At 73.7% G+C, this 17,229-nt stretch carries 18 protein-coding genes; 6 read left to right on the top strand and 12 right to left on the bottom strand.

Annotation, left to right across the window (positions count from 1 at the left end):
* Positions 1 to 9 precede the first annotated feature (9 nt).
* The 9 genes from JOF36_RS05380 to JOF36_RS05340 all read right to left on the bottom strand — a co-directional run bounded on the left by JOF36_RS05380 (position 10) and on the right by JOF36_RS05340 (position 8,716).
* Positions 10 to 1,341 carry an MmgE/PrpD family protein gene (locus tag JOF36_RS05380; protein WP_210025308.1) on the bottom strand — a complete coding sequence of 444 codons (1,332 nt, stop codon included), beginning with the start codon at positions 1,339 to 1,341 and terminating at the stop codon, positions 10 to 12.
* The gene (locus JOF36_RS05375) at positions 1,338 to 2,345 is read right to left on the bottom strand and encodes an LLM class flavin-dependent oxidoreductase (RefSeq protein WP_210025307.1); all 1,008 of its coding nucleotides are present in this window, start codon (positions 2,343 to 2,345) and stop codon (positions 1,338 to 1,340) included. The genes JOF36_RS05380 and JOF36_RS05375 overlap by 4 nt, the downstream gene beginning before the upstream one ends.
* Positions 2,342 to 3,181, bottom strand: coding sequence for an alpha/beta fold hydrolase (locus JOF36_RS05370; protein WP_210025306.1), 840 nt, complete (start codon positions 3,179 to 3,181; stop codon positions 2,342 to 2,344). Before JOF36_RS05370 ends, JOF36_RS05375 begins: the two co-directional genes overlap by 4 nt.
* On the bottom strand, positions 3,178 to 4,140 hold the full coding sequence (locus JOF36_RS05365; protein ID WP_210025305.1) for a DODA-type extradiol aromatic ring-opening family dioxygenase: 963 nt from the start codon (positions 4,138 to 4,140) through the stop codon (positions 3,178 to 3,180). Before JOF36_RS05365 ends, JOF36_RS05370 begins: the two co-directional genes overlap by 4 nt.
* Positions 4,137 to 5,453 carry a zinc-binding metallopeptidase family protein gene (locus JOF36_RS05360; protein WP_210025304.1) on the bottom strand — a complete coding sequence of 439 codons (1,317 nt, stop codon included), beginning with the start codon at positions 5,451 to 5,453 and terminating at the stop codon, positions 4,137 to 4,139. Before JOF36_RS05360 ends, JOF36_RS05365 begins: the two co-directional genes overlap by 4 nt.
* Positions 5,450 to 5,590, bottom strand: coding sequence for a hypothetical protein (locus tag JOF36_RS05355; RefSeq protein ID WP_210025303.1), 141 nt, complete (start codon positions 5,588 to 5,590; stop codon positions 5,450 to 5,452). The genes JOF36_RS05360 and JOF36_RS05355 overlap by 4 nt, the downstream gene beginning before the upstream one ends.
* 5 nt (positions 5,591 to 5,595) lie before the next feature.
* Positions 5,596 to 6,477: an alpha/beta fold hydrolase gene (locus JOF36_RS05350; RefSeq protein ID WP_210025302.1), complete on the bottom strand. Its 882-nt coding sequence runs from the start codon at positions 6,475 to 6,477 to the stop codon at positions 5,596 to 5,598.
* Positions 6,464 to 7,699, bottom strand: coding sequence for a Rieske 2Fe-2S domain-containing protein (locus JOF36_RS05345; RefSeq protein ID WP_210025301.1), 1,236 nt, complete (start codon positions 7,697 to 7,699; stop codon positions 6,464 to 6,466). Before JOF36_RS05345 ends, JOF36_RS05350 begins: the two co-directional genes overlap by 14 nt.
* A gap of 72 nt (positions 7,700 to 7,771) precedes the next feature.
* The gene (locus JOF36_RS05340) at positions 7,772 to 8,716 is read right to left on the bottom strand and encodes a PDR/VanB family oxidoreductase (RefSeq protein WP_210025300.1); all 945 of its coding nucleotides are present in this window, start codon (positions 8,714 to 8,716) and stop codon (positions 7,772 to 7,774) included.
* Positions 8,717 to 8,869: 153 nt separating this feature from the next.
* Between JOF36_RS05340 and JOF36_RS05335 the strand changes: the two genes are divergently transcribed.
* The 5 genes from JOF36_RS05335 (at position 8,870) to JOF36_RS05315 (ending at position 13,507) form a co-directional block, all read left to right on the top strand.
* Positions 8,870 to 9,571: a TetR/AcrR family transcriptional regulator gene (locus JOF36_RS05335; protein WP_210025299.1), complete on the top strand. Its 702-nt coding sequence runs from the start codon at positions 8,870 to 8,872 to the stop codon at positions 9,569 to 9,571.
* A 241-nt stretch (positions 9,572 to 9,812) separates the two neighbouring features.
* The gene (locus tag JOF36_RS05330) at positions 9,813 to 11,126 is read left to right on the top strand and encodes an MFS transporter (protein ID WP_210025298.1); all 1,314 of its coding nucleotides are present in this window, start codon (positions 9,813 to 9,815) and stop codon (positions 11,124 to 11,126) included.
* Between the two features lie 11 nt (positions 11,127 to 11,137).
* Positions 11,138 to 11,935 (top strand): alpha/beta fold hydrolase, encoded by a 798-nt coding sequence (locus JOF36_RS05325; protein ID WP_210025297.1) that lies wholly within the window; start codon positions 11,138 to 11,140, stop codon positions 11,933 to 11,935.
* A gap of 16 nt (positions 11,936 to 11,951) precedes the next feature.
* Positions 11,952 to 12,776, top strand: a complete 825-nt coding sequence (locus JOF36_RS05320; RefSeq protein ID WP_210025296.1) for an alpha/beta fold hydrolase — start codon at positions 11,952 to 11,954, stop codon at positions 12,774 to 12,776.
* Positions 12,773 to 13,507, top strand: a complete 735-nt coding sequence (locus tag JOF36_RS05315; protein WP_210025295.1) for a maleate cis-trans isomerase family protein — start codon at positions 12,773 to 12,775, stop codon at positions 13,505 to 13,507. Before JOF36_RS05320 ends, JOF36_RS05315 begins: the two co-directional genes overlap by 4 nt.
* Before the next feature lie 19 nt (positions 13,508 to 13,526).
* On the opposite strand, the gene dmpG is transcribed toward JOF36_RS05315, so the two are convergent.
* The 3 genes from dmpG to JOF36_RS05300 are packed head-to-tail and all read right to left on the bottom strand — an operon-like array spanning position 13,527 to position 16,308.
* Positions 13,527 to 14,549: a 4-hydroxy-2-oxovalerate aldolase gene (dmpG, locus tag JOF36_RS05310; RefSeq protein WP_210025294.1), complete on the bottom strand. Its 1,023-nt coding sequence runs from the start codon at positions 14,547 to 14,549 to the stop codon at positions 13,527 to 13,529.
* Positions 14,546 to 15,505 (bottom strand): acetaldehyde dehydrogenase (acetylating), encoded by a 960-nt coding sequence (locus tag JOF36_RS05305; RefSeq protein ID WP_210025293.1) that lies wholly within the window; start codon positions 15,503 to 15,505, stop codon positions 14,546 to 14,548. Before JOF36_RS05305 ends, dmpG begins: the two co-directional genes overlap by 4 nt.
* The gene (locus tag JOF36_RS05300) at positions 15,502 to 16,308 is read right to left on the bottom strand and encodes a 2-keto-4-pentenoate hydratase (protein WP_210025292.1); all 807 of its coding nucleotides are present in this window, start codon (positions 16,306 to 16,308) and stop codon (positions 15,502 to 15,504) included. The genes JOF36_RS05305 and JOF36_RS05300 overlap by 4 nt, the downstream gene beginning before the upstream one ends.
* Before the next feature lie 78 nt (positions 16,309 to 16,386).
* Between JOF36_RS05300 and JOF36_RS05295 the strand changes: the two genes are divergently transcribed.
* On the top strand, positions 16,387 to 17,130 hold the full coding sequence (locus tag JOF36_RS05295; RefSeq protein ID WP_210025291.1) for an IclR family transcriptional regulator: 744 nt from the start codon (positions 16,387 to 16,389) through the stop codon (positions 17,128 to 17,130).
* The last annotated feature ends 99 nt before the right edge of the window (positions 17,131 to 17,229 follow it).

Raw genomic sequence — 17,229 nt, 5'->3', positions numbered from 1 at the left:
CCGTGGGCCCTATGCGGTTGCGGGCGCGAGTGCGGCGCGCAGCGTCACGACATCCGGCTCGGCGGCGAGCTGCCGCAGGCGGCGGGCCACTGTGGCCGGACCGGGCACCGCGAGCAGCGCGGTCGCCTTGGCGAGCAGCGCGTCGTCGCCGAGCGGGCGCGCGGGGTCGCCGGGAGCGACCAGGACCCGACGACGACGGGTCGTGCCGCCGGCCCGCAGCACGACGTCGGCGCCCCACCGGGCGGGGAAGAGCGCGTCCAGCTCCGCATCGGCATGCAGCCGCACGGAGACGTCCGGCAGCGGACGGCGTTCTAAGGCGAGTTCTCCGGCGACCTCGCGGTACCAGCCGGGATCGGTCGCGCGTCCGGCGAGCACCCCGGCCACGGCCACGGCCGCACTCGCCGCCGCCTCGACCGGACCGGACGGCCGCCGCCGGTCGGTGACGAACCGCAGGGCCGGCGCCGGCAGTCCGATCTCGACGACCGCGCCCCCGGTGAGGGGAGCACCGTCGGCGGCGAGCTCGTCGAGCGCGGCCAGGGCGGCGTGCAGCGGCCGCGCGCACGGCCACCGCTTCAGCGCGGTGCCGTCGAGGTGGGGTGTCCCCGCCGGGGTGGGGGCCGTCGGCGCGCGGCCGAGCGCCGCGGTGGCGGGGCCGTCGAGCAGGGACGCGCTGCCGGTGAGCCCGGCCCGGGCGGCGTGGGCCGACCGGACGCCGTGCGCAGCGGCGCGACCGCAGAGCAGGTAGTGGGCGTCGCCGAGGTCGTCGGCGCTCAGCATCCCGCCCAGGGGCGCGGCGGCCAGGGCGAGCGCGGTCGTCGTCGTGGGCTCGTCCAGGTCGAGCAGGTACGCGGTGGCGGCCGCGGAGCCGAGCGCACCGAACAGGGCCGTCGGCCACCACCCCGCCGCGTAGAGACCGGGCCCGCCGAAGCGCAGCGCCGCCTCGACGACGGCCTCGTACCCGGCGACGACGGCACGGGCGACCTGCTCGCCGGAGGCGTTCCGGACCGCGCCGACGTGCAGCGCCGCGGGGACCACGACGGCGCCCGGCGCGACCCCGGCCGGGCCGTGCAGCGGGTCGAACTCGTCGAGGTGCGCGAGCGTCGACTCGATCTCCACCGCTGTCGCGAGGTCCCACCGGCCCGGCACGCCCGCCGCCGCGGCACCGTCCGGCGGGCCCGGGGTCAGCAACGGCAGCCAGCGCCCGGTCAGCGGGTGGCCTGCACCGGAGACGACGCAGGCCGTGGTGTCGAGCACGTGCCGCCCGGCGCTGTCGAGGGTCGCCGCTCCCGCGGCGGTGGCGACCGAGCGGGAACGCGCGGCGAGCTGCGCGAGGACGGTCATCGTGCCCCGGCCCGCAGCATCGGGAACACCTGGCCCGCGACGTCGGCCAGCAGGGTGTGCGGCAGGTCGTAGGACCCGACGTGCTGGAGGAACACCGCGTCGGCCCCGGCGTCGCGCACCCCGGCGAGCCGCTCGACGAGCTCCGCGGCCGTGCCGTAGAGGCAGAACTCCCGCGCGAAGGCCGTCACCGCCTCGTCGCTCACGTACGGGTCGCACGCCCGGACCGCCGCGTCCCAGTCCTCGGCGTGCACCAGGTCCGGGTAGACGCCGGGCAGGTGCGCCGGCACGTCGACGTGCACCCCGGCCAGGGCCAGGAACTCCGCCCCGCCGTTCTGCGCGATCCGGGCGCAGATCGGCTTGAGCTCGCGGGCGGTGCCCGGCACGTCGTCGGTGACCCGGCAGAACGCGGACACGGTCACCCGCACCCCGGTCCGGCCTGCCGCGCCCGCGCGCACCTTCCCGACGGCGGCGGCGAGCGGGGCGGGCGACACCCCGGAGAGCAGGATCGCGCCGTCGGCGAGCTCGCCGGCCAGGCGCAGGTTGCGCGGGCCGCTCGCGGCGAGGTGGATCGGCACCGGAACGGGATCGCGCAGCCGTGACGTGACGCCGTCGAAGTCGACCGTGCGCCCGGCCAGCAGGTCGCGCACGACGGCGAGCCGGGCGCGCAGCTCGGCCCCCGTCGAGGGCCGCAGCCCGACCGGGCCGACGGCGCTGTCACCCACCCCGACCCCGAGCAGGAAGCGGTCCGGGGCGAGCTCGGCGACGGTGCGCGCGGCCGAGGCGACGACGGCGGGATGCCGGGTCACGACGTTGGTCACCGCCGTGCCGAGGGTGATCCGCGACGTGGCGGTGGCCGCCGCGGCGGCCACCGCGAACACGTCACGCCACAGCAGCTGCGAGTCCGGGAACCACACCTCGTCGAAGCCGGCGCGCTCGGCGTCGGCCGCGAGGTCCGCGATCCGGTCCACCGGCGCGCACGGCGGGATCCGCAGCCCGACCCTCATGCCAGGAACTTCAGCGCCAGGTCGTTGAACCGGTCCGCGTGCTCGTGCTGCGGCCAGTGCCCGCAGCCCGGGAAGATCTCCAGCGCCGAGCCGGGGATCGACTCCTGCATCCGGTGCGCCTCCGGCACGTCGCCGAACGGGTTCTGCGCGCCCCAGACGATCTGGGTGGGCGCGGTGATGCGCCCCATCTGCTCGGGCGTGAGCAGGTCCTCGACGCGGTTCTCCATCTTCTGCAGGCACAGCAGCTCGTCAATGCCGGCGACGAACTCCGGCCGGTGGTAGATCGCGTGCCGGACGTCGACCAGCTCGTCGGAGACGTTGGCCGTGTCGTGCATGAGCAGCTCGAGACGCTGCCGGGTGAGGGCGCGGTCGTCGCTGGTCACCGCGGCCTTCGTGCTGGTGCGGATGCGGTCCATCACCTCGGGGTTGGCGACGGTGCCGCCGGGGGCCACGAGCACCAGACGCCCGACCCGCTCGGGCCGGTCGGCCGCCAGCCGTCCGGCCACCCAGCCGCCGAGGGACTCGCCGACGAAGTGCGCCTTCTCGATGCCGCGGCTGTCGAGGTAGTCGAGCACGTGCTGCACGTACCGGGGGATGCGGAGATCGCCGCCGGGGTTGTCGGTGTAGCCGTGGCCCAGCATGTCCAGCGCGTGCACCTCGAAGTGCTCGGCGAACGCGGGCACGTTGCGCACGAACGCCTCGAGGTGGCCGCTGGTGCCGTGCAGCATCACGACGGGCTCGCCGGATCCGGCGCGCAGCACGCGGGTACGGGCGCCGTTCACGGGCGCGTAGGACACCTCGAACGCGGTGCCGGCCAGGTCGGTCCAGATGGTCATGCGGATGTCTCCTCGGAGGTCGGGGTGAGCAGGCTGACGCCCATTCCGGTCAGCCAGTCGGGGACGGCGGCGTAGGCGAGGGTGCGGCCGCTCGGCGGCCCGGCGGTGGTGGTGAGCGCGGTGGTCATCGCGACCCAGGCGCGCAGCTCGTGGGCGCCGTTGCCGGCCTCCTTCTCGATCTGCTCGTCGGTCCGGTCGAGCAGCGCCGACACGTCGCCGGTCTCCAGCAGCTGCAGGAACCAGCGGTCGAAGTCCTCGTTGATATCGGGCTCGGCGGCCCGGATGATCTGCCGGCGGCGCACCTCGTACTCGCTCCAGGAGGTACGCCCGTTGAGCCAGGCCTCGACGAGGAACCGGTCGTCGTCGGACAGCGCGGCGAACCACTTGGGCCAGGGCAGCCGGTGCGACAGCCCGCCGGAGGCGATGACGGCGACCCGCTTGGCCTCGCCGTCACCACGGACGGCGGCACCGATCGCGCGCCCGAGGTCCGCACAGCGCCGCAGCGACGGCAGCGGCGGCGCGAACATGTTGACCACGACCGGCACGATCGGCACGTCGAGGGCGGGCAGCAGGTGCTGCAGCGAGTGCGTGATGCCGTGGTCCACGGTCAGGCGCAGCGAGAACGCCGGGTCGAACCCGTCCTCGACGAGGCCGTCGACGAGCCCGCGGGCCAGTGCGGCGTCGACCGGCAGCGGCCCGGAGGGCGTCTCCGCCTCACCCGCGCCGAGCACCTCGCCGACGCCGACGGTGAAGGCAGGCATCAGGTCGAGGAACATGCCGCGGAAGTGGTTGGACCCGATCACCACCACCGCGTCGGGACGGGCGGCGGCCAGCGCGTCGCGCGCCTCGCCCAGCCCGTCGCGGAACCGGTGCGCCCCGGGCAGGTGGTCCACCTCGGCCCAGTGGGTGTTCATCAGGGTGCTGTGCGAGGCACCCACACCGAGTACGAGCTCGCTCACGAGGTTCCCCTCTCCCGGGTGCACAGCGTGACCGCGGTGTGCACGATGGCGCGGGTCAGCCGGACGGCCTCCCGGATGTCGACGACGTTCATCCCCGCGGGGAAGTCCAGCGGCAGCGGCGCGTCCGGGCCGATGCGGTCCATCCCGATCCGTGCGGTCGGCAGCCCGCGCGAGCGCAGGATGTTGGCGTCGGTGGCGCCGCTGTTGGCCACGATCGGCTCGTGCGGGCGGCCCTCGAACTCCTCCCACGCGGCCGTGGCCGCGGCGACGACGGGCGCGTCCTGCGGGGTGTGCGTGCCGGGGATGGCGAGCACCATGTCCCAGTCGAGGTCGAGCTCCGGGTGCGCGACCCGGATCGCGTCGACGGCGGCGCCGAACTCGCGGCGCACGTCGGCCGGCGTCGAGCGCGGGCTCGTCCGCAGGTCGATCGTGAGCCGGCAGACCGCCGGTGCCACGGCCGCCATCCGCGGCCAGCCGCCCTCGACGGCGGCGACGATGCCCTGCGGCGCGACGAGGCCGTCGGTGTGCCGGGCGGCGTACTCGGGGAACCAGCGTTCCAGCGCGTCGATCACCGTCGCCGCGTGGGCGTTCGCGTTGCGGTACGGCATACGGTGCCTGCTGCCGACGTAGGTGTAGGTGCCGCGCACCCGCACCTCGAACCAGCACAGGCCGACCTCCTCCCACGCGACCGCCCAGCCGGGCTTGGCGATCAGCGCGTGGTCGGCCCAGAAGCCCTGTTCCAGCAGGAACGAGCAGCCGGCGCCCTGGCCCGCGTTGCGGCGGGTGAGCCCACGGGTGAGCCGGCCGTTGGTGGGCATCCCACCCGCTCCGAGACCGACCAGCAGGTCACCGCGCAGCGGGATCCCCGCGCGGGCGATGACCTCGGCCGCGGCGATCACGGCCGCGGCGTGGCCCTTGGGGTTGCTGGCGCCCAGGCCGAGCACGTGCTGCCCGTGCACCTCGGCGCGCGGGCGCATGTCGGCCCGCAGCTCGGGCCCGACCCAGGGCACGTCCTCGGTCTCGTCGCCCACGGTCAGGGTGTCGATCGGGGCGTAGAGCAGCAGGTCCTCGCCGGTGCCGGCGCCGCGCAACCGGCCGACCGCGTTGGCCTGACGGTCGTCGATCGGCTGGTAGTGGGCCTCCAGCCCGGCGCCGGCCATGGTCGCGGTGGCCCAGCCGGCGAGCTCGGCCTCCTCCCCCGTCGGGCTCGGGATGTCGACCATCCCGACGACGAGCTCGGTCAGCCGGTCCGGCTCGACGAGCTTCCAGGCGGCCTCGATCCGGTCCCGCAGCTGTGGGTCCGGCGCGTTCATCGTGCCCCCGGACGGACCGTCCGGACGGTCGTCCCGCGCCCGAGCCGGACGAGCAGGTTCGTGCGCTGCACGGCGAGGGTCGCCACGACGGCGACGACGGCAGCGAGCGCGACCGGGAGGGTCGGGCGAGAGGACATGACTGTCAGCTCCTGTCTGTGCGGAACGCTTCGGCGAGGGACGCGTCGGCGAGGAACGCGTCGGCGAGCGCCGCGACGATCTCCGGGCGCTCTGCCTGAGGGTGGTGGGCGGTCCGGCCGACGACCGCGAGGTCGCCGCGCGGCAGGGTGTCGGCGAGCGCGGCCGCGTAGTCGGGGCCGGCGAACGGGTCGTGGCGGCCCCACACGACCAGGGCGGGGGCGGCGACGGCACCGAGGACCGGGGCGAGGTCCTCGGCCGGCGCCGGGGTGGTGGCGGCCGCGAGTGCGGTCGCCGTGGTGCTGGCGCGGTACCGGGCCTGCACCGTCGCCTTCGGGAGCAGGCTCGGGTCGAACCACTCCAGTCCGGACAGCAGCGCGCGCATCTTGGCCGGGTCGGGGCCGTCTCCGCCGTAGTACTCCGCACGGGCCCGCGCACCCAGCGCGGGATCGGTGCGCAGATCCGTCCGCCCGCCGGGCGCCGGTGTGGGCTGGCTGCCGACGAGCACGATCCGGCCGACGAGCTCGGGGCGCTCCGCGGCCAGCCGCAGCGCCACCGTGCCGCCCAGCGACTGGGCCAGCATGTCGACAGGACCCGGCCCGAGCTCCTCGAGCAGCCCGGCGAGCGCGTGCGCCGCCGCGGCGATCCGGGGCAGGCCCGGGTCCGCGGTGACCGGCGACCCGCCGTAGCCGGGCAGGTCCACCCGGAGCCAGCGGCGTCCGGGCCGGCGCGCCACGACCGCGGCGAAGTCGGAGGCGGCGTGGCAGCCCGGTCCGCCGCCGTGCAGGACGACGGTGACCGGGCCGGCCGCCGAGCCGGCCCAGTCGTGGGCGATACCTACCTCAGTACCGATGGTCGGCTCCGCGAGCTCCGCCTCAGTGCCCGACACGGGGTTCCGTCGGCTGGACCACCGGCGCGACCTGCTCGACGTGCCGGCGCCACGCGGTGATCGACAGGTCGGGGCGGTAGAGCCGCTCCGGCGGCGCGTCGGTGACGTTGACCATCCAGGCGTCCTGGCGGGTGAACTGGCCGTGGAACAACCAGCGGAAGGCAGCCAGGTACTTCAGCTTGAACGCCCGCGCGGTGAAGCCCTTCTCGAAGCGGACCATCATCTGCACGTACCGCACGTGGTCAGCGTCGACCGGGACGTACCACTCGTAGTGGATGAACTTCGGGTAGGCCACGCGCAGCAGACCCGGCATCCGGATCGAGACGAACCCGGGGATGTCCAGGGACTCGATCACCGGGTTGGCGTCGCCGTTCTTCCCCGGGCGGTCGGGCAGCGGGATCCGCTTCCACCACCGCTTGTTGGTCCAGGTGCCCAGACCGGGGAACTCGGCGTCCCAGTGCACCTCGTCCTGCACCCGGACCAGCCAGCCGTCCTTCTCCACGATGCGGGTCTCGTTCCAGGCCGGCATGACCTTGAACAGCCGCCAGAGCGCGGTGTTGTGCAGGTACTTGGCGTGGCCCTCGTCGAAACCGTTCTCGGCGCCGAAGCGCCAGTTGCCGGTACGGACCTCGTTCCGCCCGCCGAGCACGAGCTCGTTGTCGACCAGCTCGGCCGGGATGTCCCGCTCGACCGGCGGCGGCTCCTCGCCCGGTGCGACCTCGCCGATGTAGACCCACAGCATGCCGAGGCGCTCCTCGACCGGGTAGGTCGCGACGCCGACCTTGCCGCAGATCGGGCTGTCGGGCCCGTCGGTGAGGACGGCCTTGAGCGTTCCGGTCTCGAGATCGAACGTCCAGCCGTGGTAGACGCAGCTGAGCGTCCCCTCGAACTGCCTGCGGCCCAGCGACAGCGGCACCCCGCGGTGCGGGCAGCGGTCGTGCAGGCCACGCACGACGTCACCGTCGCGGACCAGCACGATCCGCTCCCCGCACAGCGTGATCGGCTCCGGCTTGTCGCCCACCTGGTGCGCCCAGATCGTCGGGTACCAGTAGCCGCGGAATCCCAGCTCGGCCGAGTCGTACCGGGGCCAGTTCTTCCAGTCGGCGCCCTCCTGCACGGGCGGTCCGGGCTCGTGGGACTTCGCGGGAGCCGCCGCGGCACCGCGCGGGCGGCGGGGCCTGCGCGGAGCACTGTCGGGGGCGTCACGAACGGGTGCGCTCATGCTTCCTCCAGGAAGAACGGTGTCTCGTACGTTGTACCGTACGGCGGTTCGACCGCCGCATCGTGGCGTGGTTCACAGGTCGAGGACGAGCTCGGTGCCCTGGGCCCGGGAGACGCACGGCAACAGCACGTCGGTCCGGCCCGGCTCGGTCAGCGAGTCCCGGTGCAGGGGGAGCCCGGACAGCACCCGGGTCTCGCAGCTGCCGCAGATGCCGTCGCGGCAGGCGTTGGGCAGCGAGATGCCGGCCGCCTCCAGGACATCCAGCGGCGAGGAGTCGGCGGGCACCGGGAACCGGCGGCCGGACCGGCCCAGCACCAGCTCGAAGGCGCGCAGGTCGTCCTCGTCGTCGCGGACCGGTGCCGCGAACCGCTCCACGTGCAGCGTTCCGGCGGGCCATGCCGCGCACCGCTGCTCGACCGCGTCGATGAGGCCTTCCGGGCCACAGCAGTAGACGGCGACCCGCTCCTCGGGCGCCCCGAGCAGCTCGTCCAGGTCGAGATGCCCGAACTCGTCGAACGGCCGGACCTGGACCCGGTCGCCGTAGCCGGCCAGCTCCGACAGGAACGCCATCGACCGGCGGGTCCGGCCGCCGTAGACCAGCCGCCAGTCCCGGCCCCGCGCGCACAGGCTCTCGATCATCGGCAGCAGCGGGGTGACGCCGATCCCGCCCGCGATCAGCACGTACCGGTCGGCCTCGACGAGCGAGAAGTGGTTGCGCGGCCCGCCGACCTCGACCGGCTGACCCGGGCGCAGGACCTCGTGCACGTACTCCGAGCCGCCGGTCGAGGCGGGCTCGCGGAGCACGGCGATCCGGTAGCGGTACCGGTCGGCGGGATCACCGATCAGGGAGTACTGCCGGACGTGCTCCGGCAGCTCCAGGTCGATGTGGGCGCCGGGCTCCCACGCGGGCAGCGCTCGCCCCTCGGGATCGGCGAGCTCGACGGACAGCACGCAGTCCGACTCCCGACGCAGCCCGATCACCTCGAGCTCGAGAACCCCGTCCTCGTGGTCGGTCATGGTCACCTCCTCGTTCGTACTTAGTACGGTACGACATACGAATCGGAAGCGGAAGCCCCCTCCGACCACGGGGAACGGCGTACCGGACGCTGTCCGATACGGTGAGTCACTCCACGAGCACCCGCGTGGAGTCGCGGAGCGAGCGGAGGGTCGATGGCGCGCCAGCAGGAGCGGTCGGGGCGGCGGGACACCTCGCTCACGCCCGAACGGATCGTGGAGACCGCGCTGCGCATCTCCGACGCCGAGGCCGACCTGGACCGGCTCACCGTGCGCCGGCTCGCGACCGAGCTGGGCGTCGGCACGATGACGCTCTACAGCTACTTCCGCAGCAAGGAAGAGATCTTCGACGGGATGGCCGACCACGTGCTCGGCCGGATGTGCCTGCCCGCCGAGCCGGACGCGGGCCCCGCCGAGGCACTGCGCACGGTCGGGCACGCGTTCCTGGCGATGATGCGCGAGCACCCGACGGTCGTGCGGCTGTTCTCCACCCGGGTCACCGACAGCCCCACGGCACTGCGCGGGGCAATGGAGACCGTGCTGCAGCGACTGGTCGACGCGGGAATCCCGGGACCGCTCGCCGTGCAGAGCTACGGCTTCCTCATCACCTACGCCATCGGGTTCGTCAGCTACCAGACCCCGCGCCAGTGGGGGCGGGACGCCAGCCCGGCGGGCGACGAGGAGCGCCGCAGGCGCAGCCACTTCTACGCCGCGCTCCCGATCGAGCAGTTCCCGCAGGTCGTGCGCCTCGCCGACGACGTGGCCACGCTTCCCGCCGACGATCAGTTCGAAGCCGGTCTCGAGGCCTACATCGCGAGCACGCTACGCACGCTGGGACACACCCCGACCGACGCCTGAACCCCCACCGGGCCTTCCCGCTCAGCGAAGGCTCTTGACACCCGTGCAGCGAACCGTACAAAGTACGGCCACCCGCCAGACCCTCGGCGGCGCACAGAAGGCGGCGATCGCCGTCCGCTCTCCCGCACGGGCGACCCCCGGCACGGGCCCGAACCTCGCGCCCGCCGGCCGTCGTCCCACGGTCAGCCCTGCTCGCGCCCCGTCTGGCACCACCACGGCACGGCACCAACGAAGGACGCCCATGACCGCCACCAGCACGTCCACGAACCAGAGAACCAAGGCCGTCTTCGCCAGCTGGATCGGGACGACCATCGAGTACTACGACAACGCCGCCTACGGGGTCGCCGCGTCGCTGATCTTCGCCCCGCTGTTCTTCCCGTCCTCGGATCCCCTGGTCGGAACGCTGCTGTCGCTGGCCAGCTTCGCCGTCGGCTTCATCGCGCGGCCGGTCGGCGCGGTGATCTTCGGCCACTTCGGGGACCGCATCGGGCGCAAGACCTGCCTGATGGTCACGATGATCATGATGGGGGTCGCGACCTTCGCGATCGGCGTGCTGCCCACCTACGAACAGATCGGCATCGTGGCGCCGGTCCTGCTGATCCTCTGCCGGATCCTGCAGGGCGTCAGCGTCGGCGGCGAGTACAGCGGTGCCGTGCTGATGACCGTGGAACACAGCGAGGGCAACCGTCGCGGGTTCTTCGGGTCCCTGGTCAACACCGGCGCGACCGCCGGGCTCCTGCTGGCCAACCTGGTGTTCCTGCCGATCTTCGCGCTGCCGAGGGAGCAGATGCTCGACTGGGCATGGCGCATCCCGTTCCTGCTCAGCGCCGTCCTCGTGGTGGTCGGCTACTTCATCCGCCGCTCGGTCGACGAGAGCCCGGACTTCGCCGACGTCAAGGAGCGCGGCGCCGTGCACAAGCTGCCGGTCCTGGACGCGCTGCGTACCTCCGGCCGCACCATCGTGCTGGTCGCCTTCGGCATCTTCGCCGCGGGCGTGTCGTTCACCATGGGCTCGGTCTACTCGCTGACCTACGGCCCGACCGGCCTCGGCCTGGACAACCAGGACATGCTCGCGGTGCTCCTCCCGGCGACAGTGGTGATCATCATCTGCATCCCGCTGTTCGGGCAGCTGTCCGACAAGGTCGGCGTCCGTCCGGTGTTCCTGGCCAGCTCGGCGTCGCTCATGGTGCTGCCGTTCGCGTGGTTCGCACTGCTCGACACCCGCCACTACGGCCTGATGCTGCTCGGGTTCATGCTGCTGTTCATCGGCTACTCGGCGAACTACGCCGTGGTCCCCGCCTACTTCTCCCAGGTGTTCCCGCCCGCGGTGCGCTTCAGCGGCATGGCGATCGGGTTCACCGTGGGCCTCATCGGCGCCAACGCCTTCGCGCCGTCGATCTCGGCCTACCTGCTGAGTGCGACGGGCGGCTGGACCGCCATCGCGTTCTACATGTCGGCCACGGCCCTGGTCTCGCTGATCGCCGGGATCTTCCTGAAGCTGCCCGAGGACGACAAGAAGCCGTCCGAGGACCCGCAGACCGTCGCGGCGGCCTGAGCACGGTGGACATGCGTCACGGTTTCGCCGACACCCGCTACGGCCAGGTCCACTACGTCGAGCACGGAGCGGGCGACCCGGTGCTCCTGTTGCACCAGACCCCGCGGTCCTGGGACGAGTACCGCGACGTCCTGCCGCTGCTGGGCGCCGGTTTCCGAGCGATCGCGATGGACACCCTGGGCTTCGGGGCGTCGGCGAGACCGGCGGAACCGTGGAGCGTCGAGATGTTCGCCGCCGGCGTGCTCGACCTGTGCGACGACCTCGGCCTCGACCGGGTCGCCCTGGTCGGGCACCACACCGGTGCGGTGGTCGCCGTCGAGGCGGCGGCCGCCGCGCCGGAGCGGGTCCGCGCGCTGGCCCTCTCGGGCATGCCCTACGTCGACGCCGAACGGCGCGACCGCGTCGCCCGCCGGGCGCCCATCGACCACGTGGAACCGGCCGCCGACGGCTCGCACCTGGCCCGGCTGTGGAGCAACCGCGCGGGCTTCTACCCGGCCGACCGGCCGGACCTGCTGGACCGCCTGGTCCGCGACGCCCTGGTCGTCCTGGACCGGGTGGAGGAGGGGCACCTCGCGGTGAACCGCTACCGCATGGAGGAACGGCTCGGGCTGGTCCGCGCGCCGACCCTCGTGCTGTGCGGGGAGCTGGACACCTTCTCGCTGCCGGACGTGCCCAGGATCGTGGCCGCGGTGCCCGGGGCGCAGCAGGTGACCCTGCCCGGCACCGGAGTCCCCGCGGTCGACCACCGGCCGGAGCAGTTCGCCGCGGCCGTTGCCGGCTTCCTGCACACCGCGCCCTGCGCGGCCTGACCCGAAAGGCACCGTCGTGGAGATCGACGACCGCACGCTCGCACTCCCGGGGACGTCGCTGTCCTACCACGTGTCCCGGCCCTCGGCGCCGGGCACGCCGGTGGTGCTGCTCCACCCGTGGTTCGGGTGCCGGCAGTTCTGGACCTCCACCATGGAGCACCTCGCCGACCGGCCCTGCTACGCCGTCGACCTCTACTCCCCCGCCGGCGGCGACTGGACCGCGGTCGCCGGACCGACCGGCCTGGCCGGCGCCGTCCGGGCGATGCTGGACGCCGAGGGGCTCGAGCGGGTCGACGTCGTGGGCAACTCGGTCGGCGGGATCGTCTCGCAGGTGCTCGCCTCGTCGGTTCCCGACCGCGTGCGCCGGCTCGTCCTGGTCGGCACCGGGGCGAACACCCGGGGCGCGCTGCCCGGCTTCGCCGCGGCCGTCGACCGCTGGATCGCGGCCGTGCAGAACGGCGACACCGCGTCCCGCGCCGCGGTGGAGGACACCGTCGGCCTGCTGTTCACCGGCCGCCCCGACGCCGCGACCTGGGAGACCTACGTCCAGGCCGTGCTGCGGACCGACCCGGCCTACCTGGCCGCCGTCCTCGGCGCGGCCCGCGAGCTGGATCTCGTGCCGCGGCTGGCCGACATCACGGCGCCCACGCTGGTCGTGCGGGGTACCGAGGACCAAGCGCGCGGTGCGGAGCACTCGGCCGTGCTCGCGTCCGGCATCCCCGACGCCCGTTCGGTCGAGATGCCCGGCGCGGGCCACTCGCCGATGGTCGACCACCCGGCCGAGTTCGCCGAGCTCGTCGCGGCCCACCTCGGTGACCGGGCCCCCGCGGGAGCACGGTGAGCCTCGGCTTCGGCCACCTCGCGCGGGTCGGACACCTCTATCCCTCCGGCGGCCTGTGCGACTACGAGCTGCAGCAGATGGCCCCGGACGGGCTCCAGTTCATCACCACGCGACTCCCGTTCCGCCGCACCGGCATCGCCGACGACCTGCGCCTGGTCGAGGACCTCGAGGGGCACGCCGAGCTGCTGGCCGACGCCGGGGTCGGGCTCGTCGCCGTCAACTGCACCGCGGCGACGATGCTCGCCGGCCCCGCGCGCGTGCGCGAACGGGTGGAGCAGGCGACCGGTATCGCCGCCGTCACCACCATCGAGGCGGTCCTCGCCGCGCTCGTCGCCGCCGGGATCACCCGCCCCGCGCTGCTGACCCCGTACCCCGCCGAGGTCGTCGCCGCGGAGGTCACCTACCTGCGCGACCACGGCGTCGAGGTCGCCACGCACCGGGGCCCGCCGTGCGCGACCCCGGTCGAGCAGGCCCTCGTCGAACCCGCGCACTGGCGGGACCTGGCCGCCGGGCTGGATCCGGCGACGATCGACGGGGTGCTGCTCAGCTGCGCCGGGATCCGGATCGCACCGGAGCTGGACCGGATCGAGCAGTCGCTCGGTGTGCCGGTCGTCGCCAGCAACCAGGCGCTGCTGTGGCACGTGTTGCGGGCGCTGGAGCTGCCGGACCGGCCGGTCGGCTACGGGGAGTTGCTCGCGGGCCGGTTCGACGCGGCGGCTCCCACCGGGTAGGAGCCGCCGCGCCGAGGGGTCAGCCGGCGGCGGCCTTCATGTCGAGCGCGATGTCGACGATCATGTCCTCCTGGCCGCCGACGAGCCGGCGGCGTCCGACCTCGACCAGGATCTCGCGGGTGTCCAGGCCGTGCTCGGCGGCGGCGTGCTCGGCGTGGCGCAGGAAGCTCGAGTACACCCCGGCGAAGCCCAGGGTGAGGGTCTCGCGGTCCACCCGGACCGGCCGGTCCTGCAGCGGGCGCACGAGGTCCTCCGCGGCGTCCTGCAGGGCGAACAGGTCGCAGCCGTGCTTCCAGCCCTGCAGGTCCGCCACCGCGACGAACGCCTCGATGGGGCAGTTCCCGGCCCCGGCGCCCTGGCCGGCGAGGGAGGCGTCGACCCGGGTGACCCCCTCCTCGACCGCGACCACGGAGTTGGCCACCGACAGCGAGAGGTTCTCGTGGGCGTGGATCCCGATCTGGGTGCCCGGGTCGAGGACGTCCCGGTAGGCGCGCATCCGGTCGCGGACGTCGCCCATGGTGAGCCGGCCGCCGGAGTCGGTGACGTAGACGCAGTGCGCGCCGGCGTCCTGCATGATCTTCGCCTGCCCGGCCAGGGTCGCGGCCGGGGCCATGTGCGACATCATCAGGAAGCCGGAGACGTCCATGCCGAGCTCGCGTGCCCGGCCGATGTGCTGGATGGCGATGTCGGCCTCGGTGGAGTGGGTCGCCACCCGCACCGAGCGCACGCCGAGGTCGTAGGCCTTCTGCAGGTCCTCCAGGGTGCCGATGCCGGGCAGCAACAGCGTGGTGAGCACCGCGTCCTGGACGACCTCGGCCGCGGCGGAGATCCACTCCCAGTCGGTGTTGCTGCCGGGCCCGTAGGTCAGGCTCGCGCCGGCCAGCCCGTCACCGTGCGAGACCTCGATCGCGTCCACCCCGGCCGCGTCCAGGGCTGCGGCGATCCGCCGCAGGTCGGCGGGGTCCAGGCGGTGCCGGATGGCGTGCATGCCGTCCCGCAGGGTCACGTCCTGGATGTAGAGCGCGGTGTCGGGACCGGTCATCGGAGGGCCTCCGCGGGCTGGGTGGCGCCGGTGTGTGCGGCGAGGAGCTCGGCGGTGCGCAGTGCTGCCGAGGTCATGATGTCGAGGTTCCCGGCGTAAGCGGGCAGGTAGTGGGCGGCACCCTCGACCTCGAGGAACACCGACACCTTCCATCGCGGTCGCGGGGCACCGGCGCCGATCAGGGTGTCGAGCGGCTCGTCGTCGGCGATCGGGGTGACCTGGACCTGCTGCTTGAGCCGGTATCCGGGCACGTAGCGGGCGACCTGCTCGGCCATCGCGGTCACGCTCGCCCTGATCGCCTCGGGGTCGCCGTCGTCGGCCAGGCACAGCACGGTGTCGCGCATGATCATCGGCGGCTCGGCCGGATTGAGCACGATGATCGCCTTGCCGCGGGTCGCGCCACCGACGACCTCGATCGCCTTCGACGTGGTCTCGGTGAACTCGTCGATGTTGGCCCGGGTGCCCGGACCGGCGGACTTCGACGCGATCGAGGCGACGATCTCCGCGTAGCGCACCGGCGCGACCCGGGCGACGGCCGCGACCATGGGGATCGTGGCCTGCCCGCCGCAGGTCACCATGTTGACGTTGCGTGCCCCGGCGTGCTGGTCGAGGTTCACCGCGGGGACGACGAACGGGCCGATCGCGGCCGGCGTCAGGTCGACCAGGACCTTGCCGTGCGGCTCGAGCTTCGCCGCGTTCGCGACGTGCGCGCGGGCCGACGTGGCGTCGAAGACCACGCCGATCTCGTCGAAGTTCGGCAGCGCGATCAGCCCGTCGACGCCCTCGGCGGTGGTCGGGATGCTCAGGCGCTGAGCCCGGGCCAGGCCGTCGGACCCCGGGTCGATACCGACCATCGCGCCCATCTCGAGCGTCTCCGAGAGCCGGATGACCTTCATCATCAGGTCCGAGCCGATGTTGCCCGAGCCGATGATCGCGACCTTCGTGCGCCCGCTCATGCCGGGCCTCCCGTGGTGAAGCTCGCGCGGACCTCGCCGAGGCCGGAGAGCGTGGCGGTGTACCGGCCGCCCGGCGTCACCGGGACCATCGGGCCCAGCGCGCCGGAGAGGACGACCTGACCGGCGCGCAGCGGGTCGCCGAACTCGTGGGCGGTGCGGGCCAGCCACACCAGTGCGGCCACCGGGTCACCGAGGCAGGCGGCTCCGGTGCCGGAGCTGAGCACCTCGCCGTCGGATCCGGTGAGCGTCATCTCGACCTCGCGCAGATCGGTGTCGCCGAGCTCGTGGCGTTCGTCGCCGAGCACGTAGAGGCCGCTGGAGGCGTTGTCCGCGACCGTGTCGACGAAGGTGATGTCCCAGCCGGCGATGCGGCTGTCGACGATCTCCAGCGAGGGGATGACGGCGGCGACGGCGGCCCGTGCGATGTCGACGTCGACGTCCGAGCGGTCGAGATCGGCGCCGAGCACGAAGGCGATCTCGGCCTCGATCCGCGGCTGGAGCAGGCGCTCGATGTCGATCGGGGTGTCCTGGGGGCAGGCCATGTCCTCGAACAGGACGCCGAAGTCCGGCTGGTCGACGCCGAGCTGGGCCTGTACCGCGGGCGACGTCAGCCCGATCTTGCGCCCGGTGACGACGCGCCCGGCGTCGATCGCGTCCCGGGTGAGCACGGACTGGACGGCGTAGCCCGTGGCCACCGCGGCGTCGGGCAGCAGCCCGCGCACCGGCTCGCACGGTGTCCGCGTCCGGGAGGCCTCCTGGAGCCGCTGCGCCGCGACGCGGGCGGCATCGGTCGTGAGTGTCATGGCTCGACGATGACCCATCCGGCGCGCGACGATGGCATCGTGCGTTCCACTGTACGAAACGATTCCACGCCGAGGTCGATGCTCGGGCGGGCGTTGTCGTTGCTCGACCAGTTCCGACCGGGCGAGCCCGAGGTCTCACTGGCCGAGCTGTCCCGGCGCAGCGGTGTCGCCAAGCCGACGGCGCACCGCCTGCTCGGCGAGCTCGCGGACCGGTCGCTGGTGGAGCGGACGCCCGGCGGATACCGGCTGGGGTTGCGGCTGTTCGAGCTCGGCCAGGTCGTCCCGCGCCAGCGGGACCTGCTGGAGACCGCGACGCCGTTCCTCGCCGACCTGCACGAGGCCACCCACGAGACGGTCCATCTCGCCGTCGCGGACGGTGCCGACGTCGTCTACCTGCACAAACTCACCACCCTGGGCGGTCCGCGGATCCCGTCACGCCTCGGCGGACGGATGCCGGCGCACTGCACCGGCGTCGGCAAGGTCCTGCTCGCCTTCGGGCCCGCGGAGCTCCTCACCGCCGTCCTCGACCGTGGCCTGACCCGCAGCGCGCCCCGCTCCGTCTCCAGTCCCGGCCTGCTGCGCGCCCAGCTGGCCGACATCCGCACGCGCGGCTACGCCGAGGAGCACGAGGAGTCAGCGCCCGGCGTCACCTGCGCCGCGGCACCGGTCCTGGGCCCGGACGGGGTGGCGGTGGCCGCGATCTCGATCACCGGTTGGAGCAACCGGCTGAACACGGCGCGGGTGCTACCCGCCGTGCGCACGGCCGCGCTCGGGCTGTGCCGGGCGATCGGAGGGTCTCGCGTCGGCCCCGGGACCTCGTAGATCGAAACGGCGCACCGGGCACTGCGGGGGTGATGGGCGTCAGGCCGATGTGTACGTCCGCTGTGTCGTCGCCGGCTCCGGCCCTGGCGCACCGCGCGG

This window comes from Pseudonocardia parietis (assembly GCF_017876315.1).
Taxonomy (GTDB): domain Bacteria; phylum Actinomycetota; class Actinomycetes; order Mycobacteriales; family Pseudonocardiaceae; genus Pseudonocardia; species Pseudonocardia parietis.
The sequence above is the reverse complement of the archived record's forward strand: the minus strand, read 5'-3'. Positions and strand labels throughout refer to the sequence as shown.

Coding starts and splice junctions, on each gene's coding strand:
- JOF36_RS05295 (WP_210025291.1), top strand. CDS start 16,387: ATGCTCGGGCGGGCGTTGTCGTTGCTCGACCAGTTCCGACCGGGCGAG.
- JOF36_RS05375 (WP_210025307.1), bottom strand. CDS start 2,345: ATGAGGGTCGGGCTGCGGATCCCGCCGTGCGCGCCGGTGGACCGGATC.
- JOF36_RS05335 (WP_210025299.1), top strand. CDS start 8,870: ATGGCGCGCCAGCAGGAGCGGTCGGGGCGGCGGGACACCTCGCTCACG.
- JOF36_RS05300 (WP_210025292.1), bottom strand. CDS start 16,308: ATGACACTCACGACCGATGCCGCCCGCGTCGCGGCGCAGCGGCTCCAG.
- JOF36_RS05340 (WP_210025300.1), bottom strand. CDS start 8,716: ATGACCGACCACGAGGACGGGGTTCTCGAGCTCGAGGTGATCGGGCTG.
- JOF36_RS05325 (WP_210025297.1), top strand. CDS start 11,138: ATGCGTCACGGTTTCGCCGACACCCGCTACGGCCAGGTCCACTACGTC.
- JOF36_RS05355 (WP_210025303.1), bottom strand. CDS start 5,590: ATGTCCTCTCGCCCGACCCTCCCGGTCGCGCTCGCTGCCGTCGTCGCC.
- JOF36_RS05305 (WP_210025293.1), bottom strand. CDS start 15,505: ATGAGCGGGCGCACGAAGGTCGCGATCATCGGCTCGGGCAACATCGGC.
- JOF36_RS05330 (WP_210025298.1), top strand. CDS start 9,813: ATGACCGCCACCAGCACGTCCACGAACCAGAGAACCAAGGCCGTCTTC.
- JOF36_RS05345 (WP_210025301.1), bottom strand. CDS start 7,699: ATGAGCGCACCCGTTCGTGACGCCCCCGACAGTGCTCCGCGCAGGCCC.
- JOF36_RS05370 (WP_210025306.1), bottom strand. CDS start 3,181: ATGACCATCTGGACCGACCTGGCCGGCACCGCGTTCGAGGTGTCCTAC.
- dmpG (WP_210025294.1), bottom strand. CDS start 14,549: ATGACCGGTCCCGACACCGCGCTCTACATCCAGGACGTGACCCTGCGG.
- JOF36_RS05360 (WP_210025304.1), bottom strand. CDS start 5,453: ATGAACGCGCCGGACCCACAGCTGCGGGACCGGATCGAGGCCGCCTGG.
- JOF36_RS05380 (WP_210025308.1), bottom strand. CDS start 1,341: ATGACCGTCCTCGCGCAGCTCGCCGCGCGTTCCCGCTCGGTCGCCACC.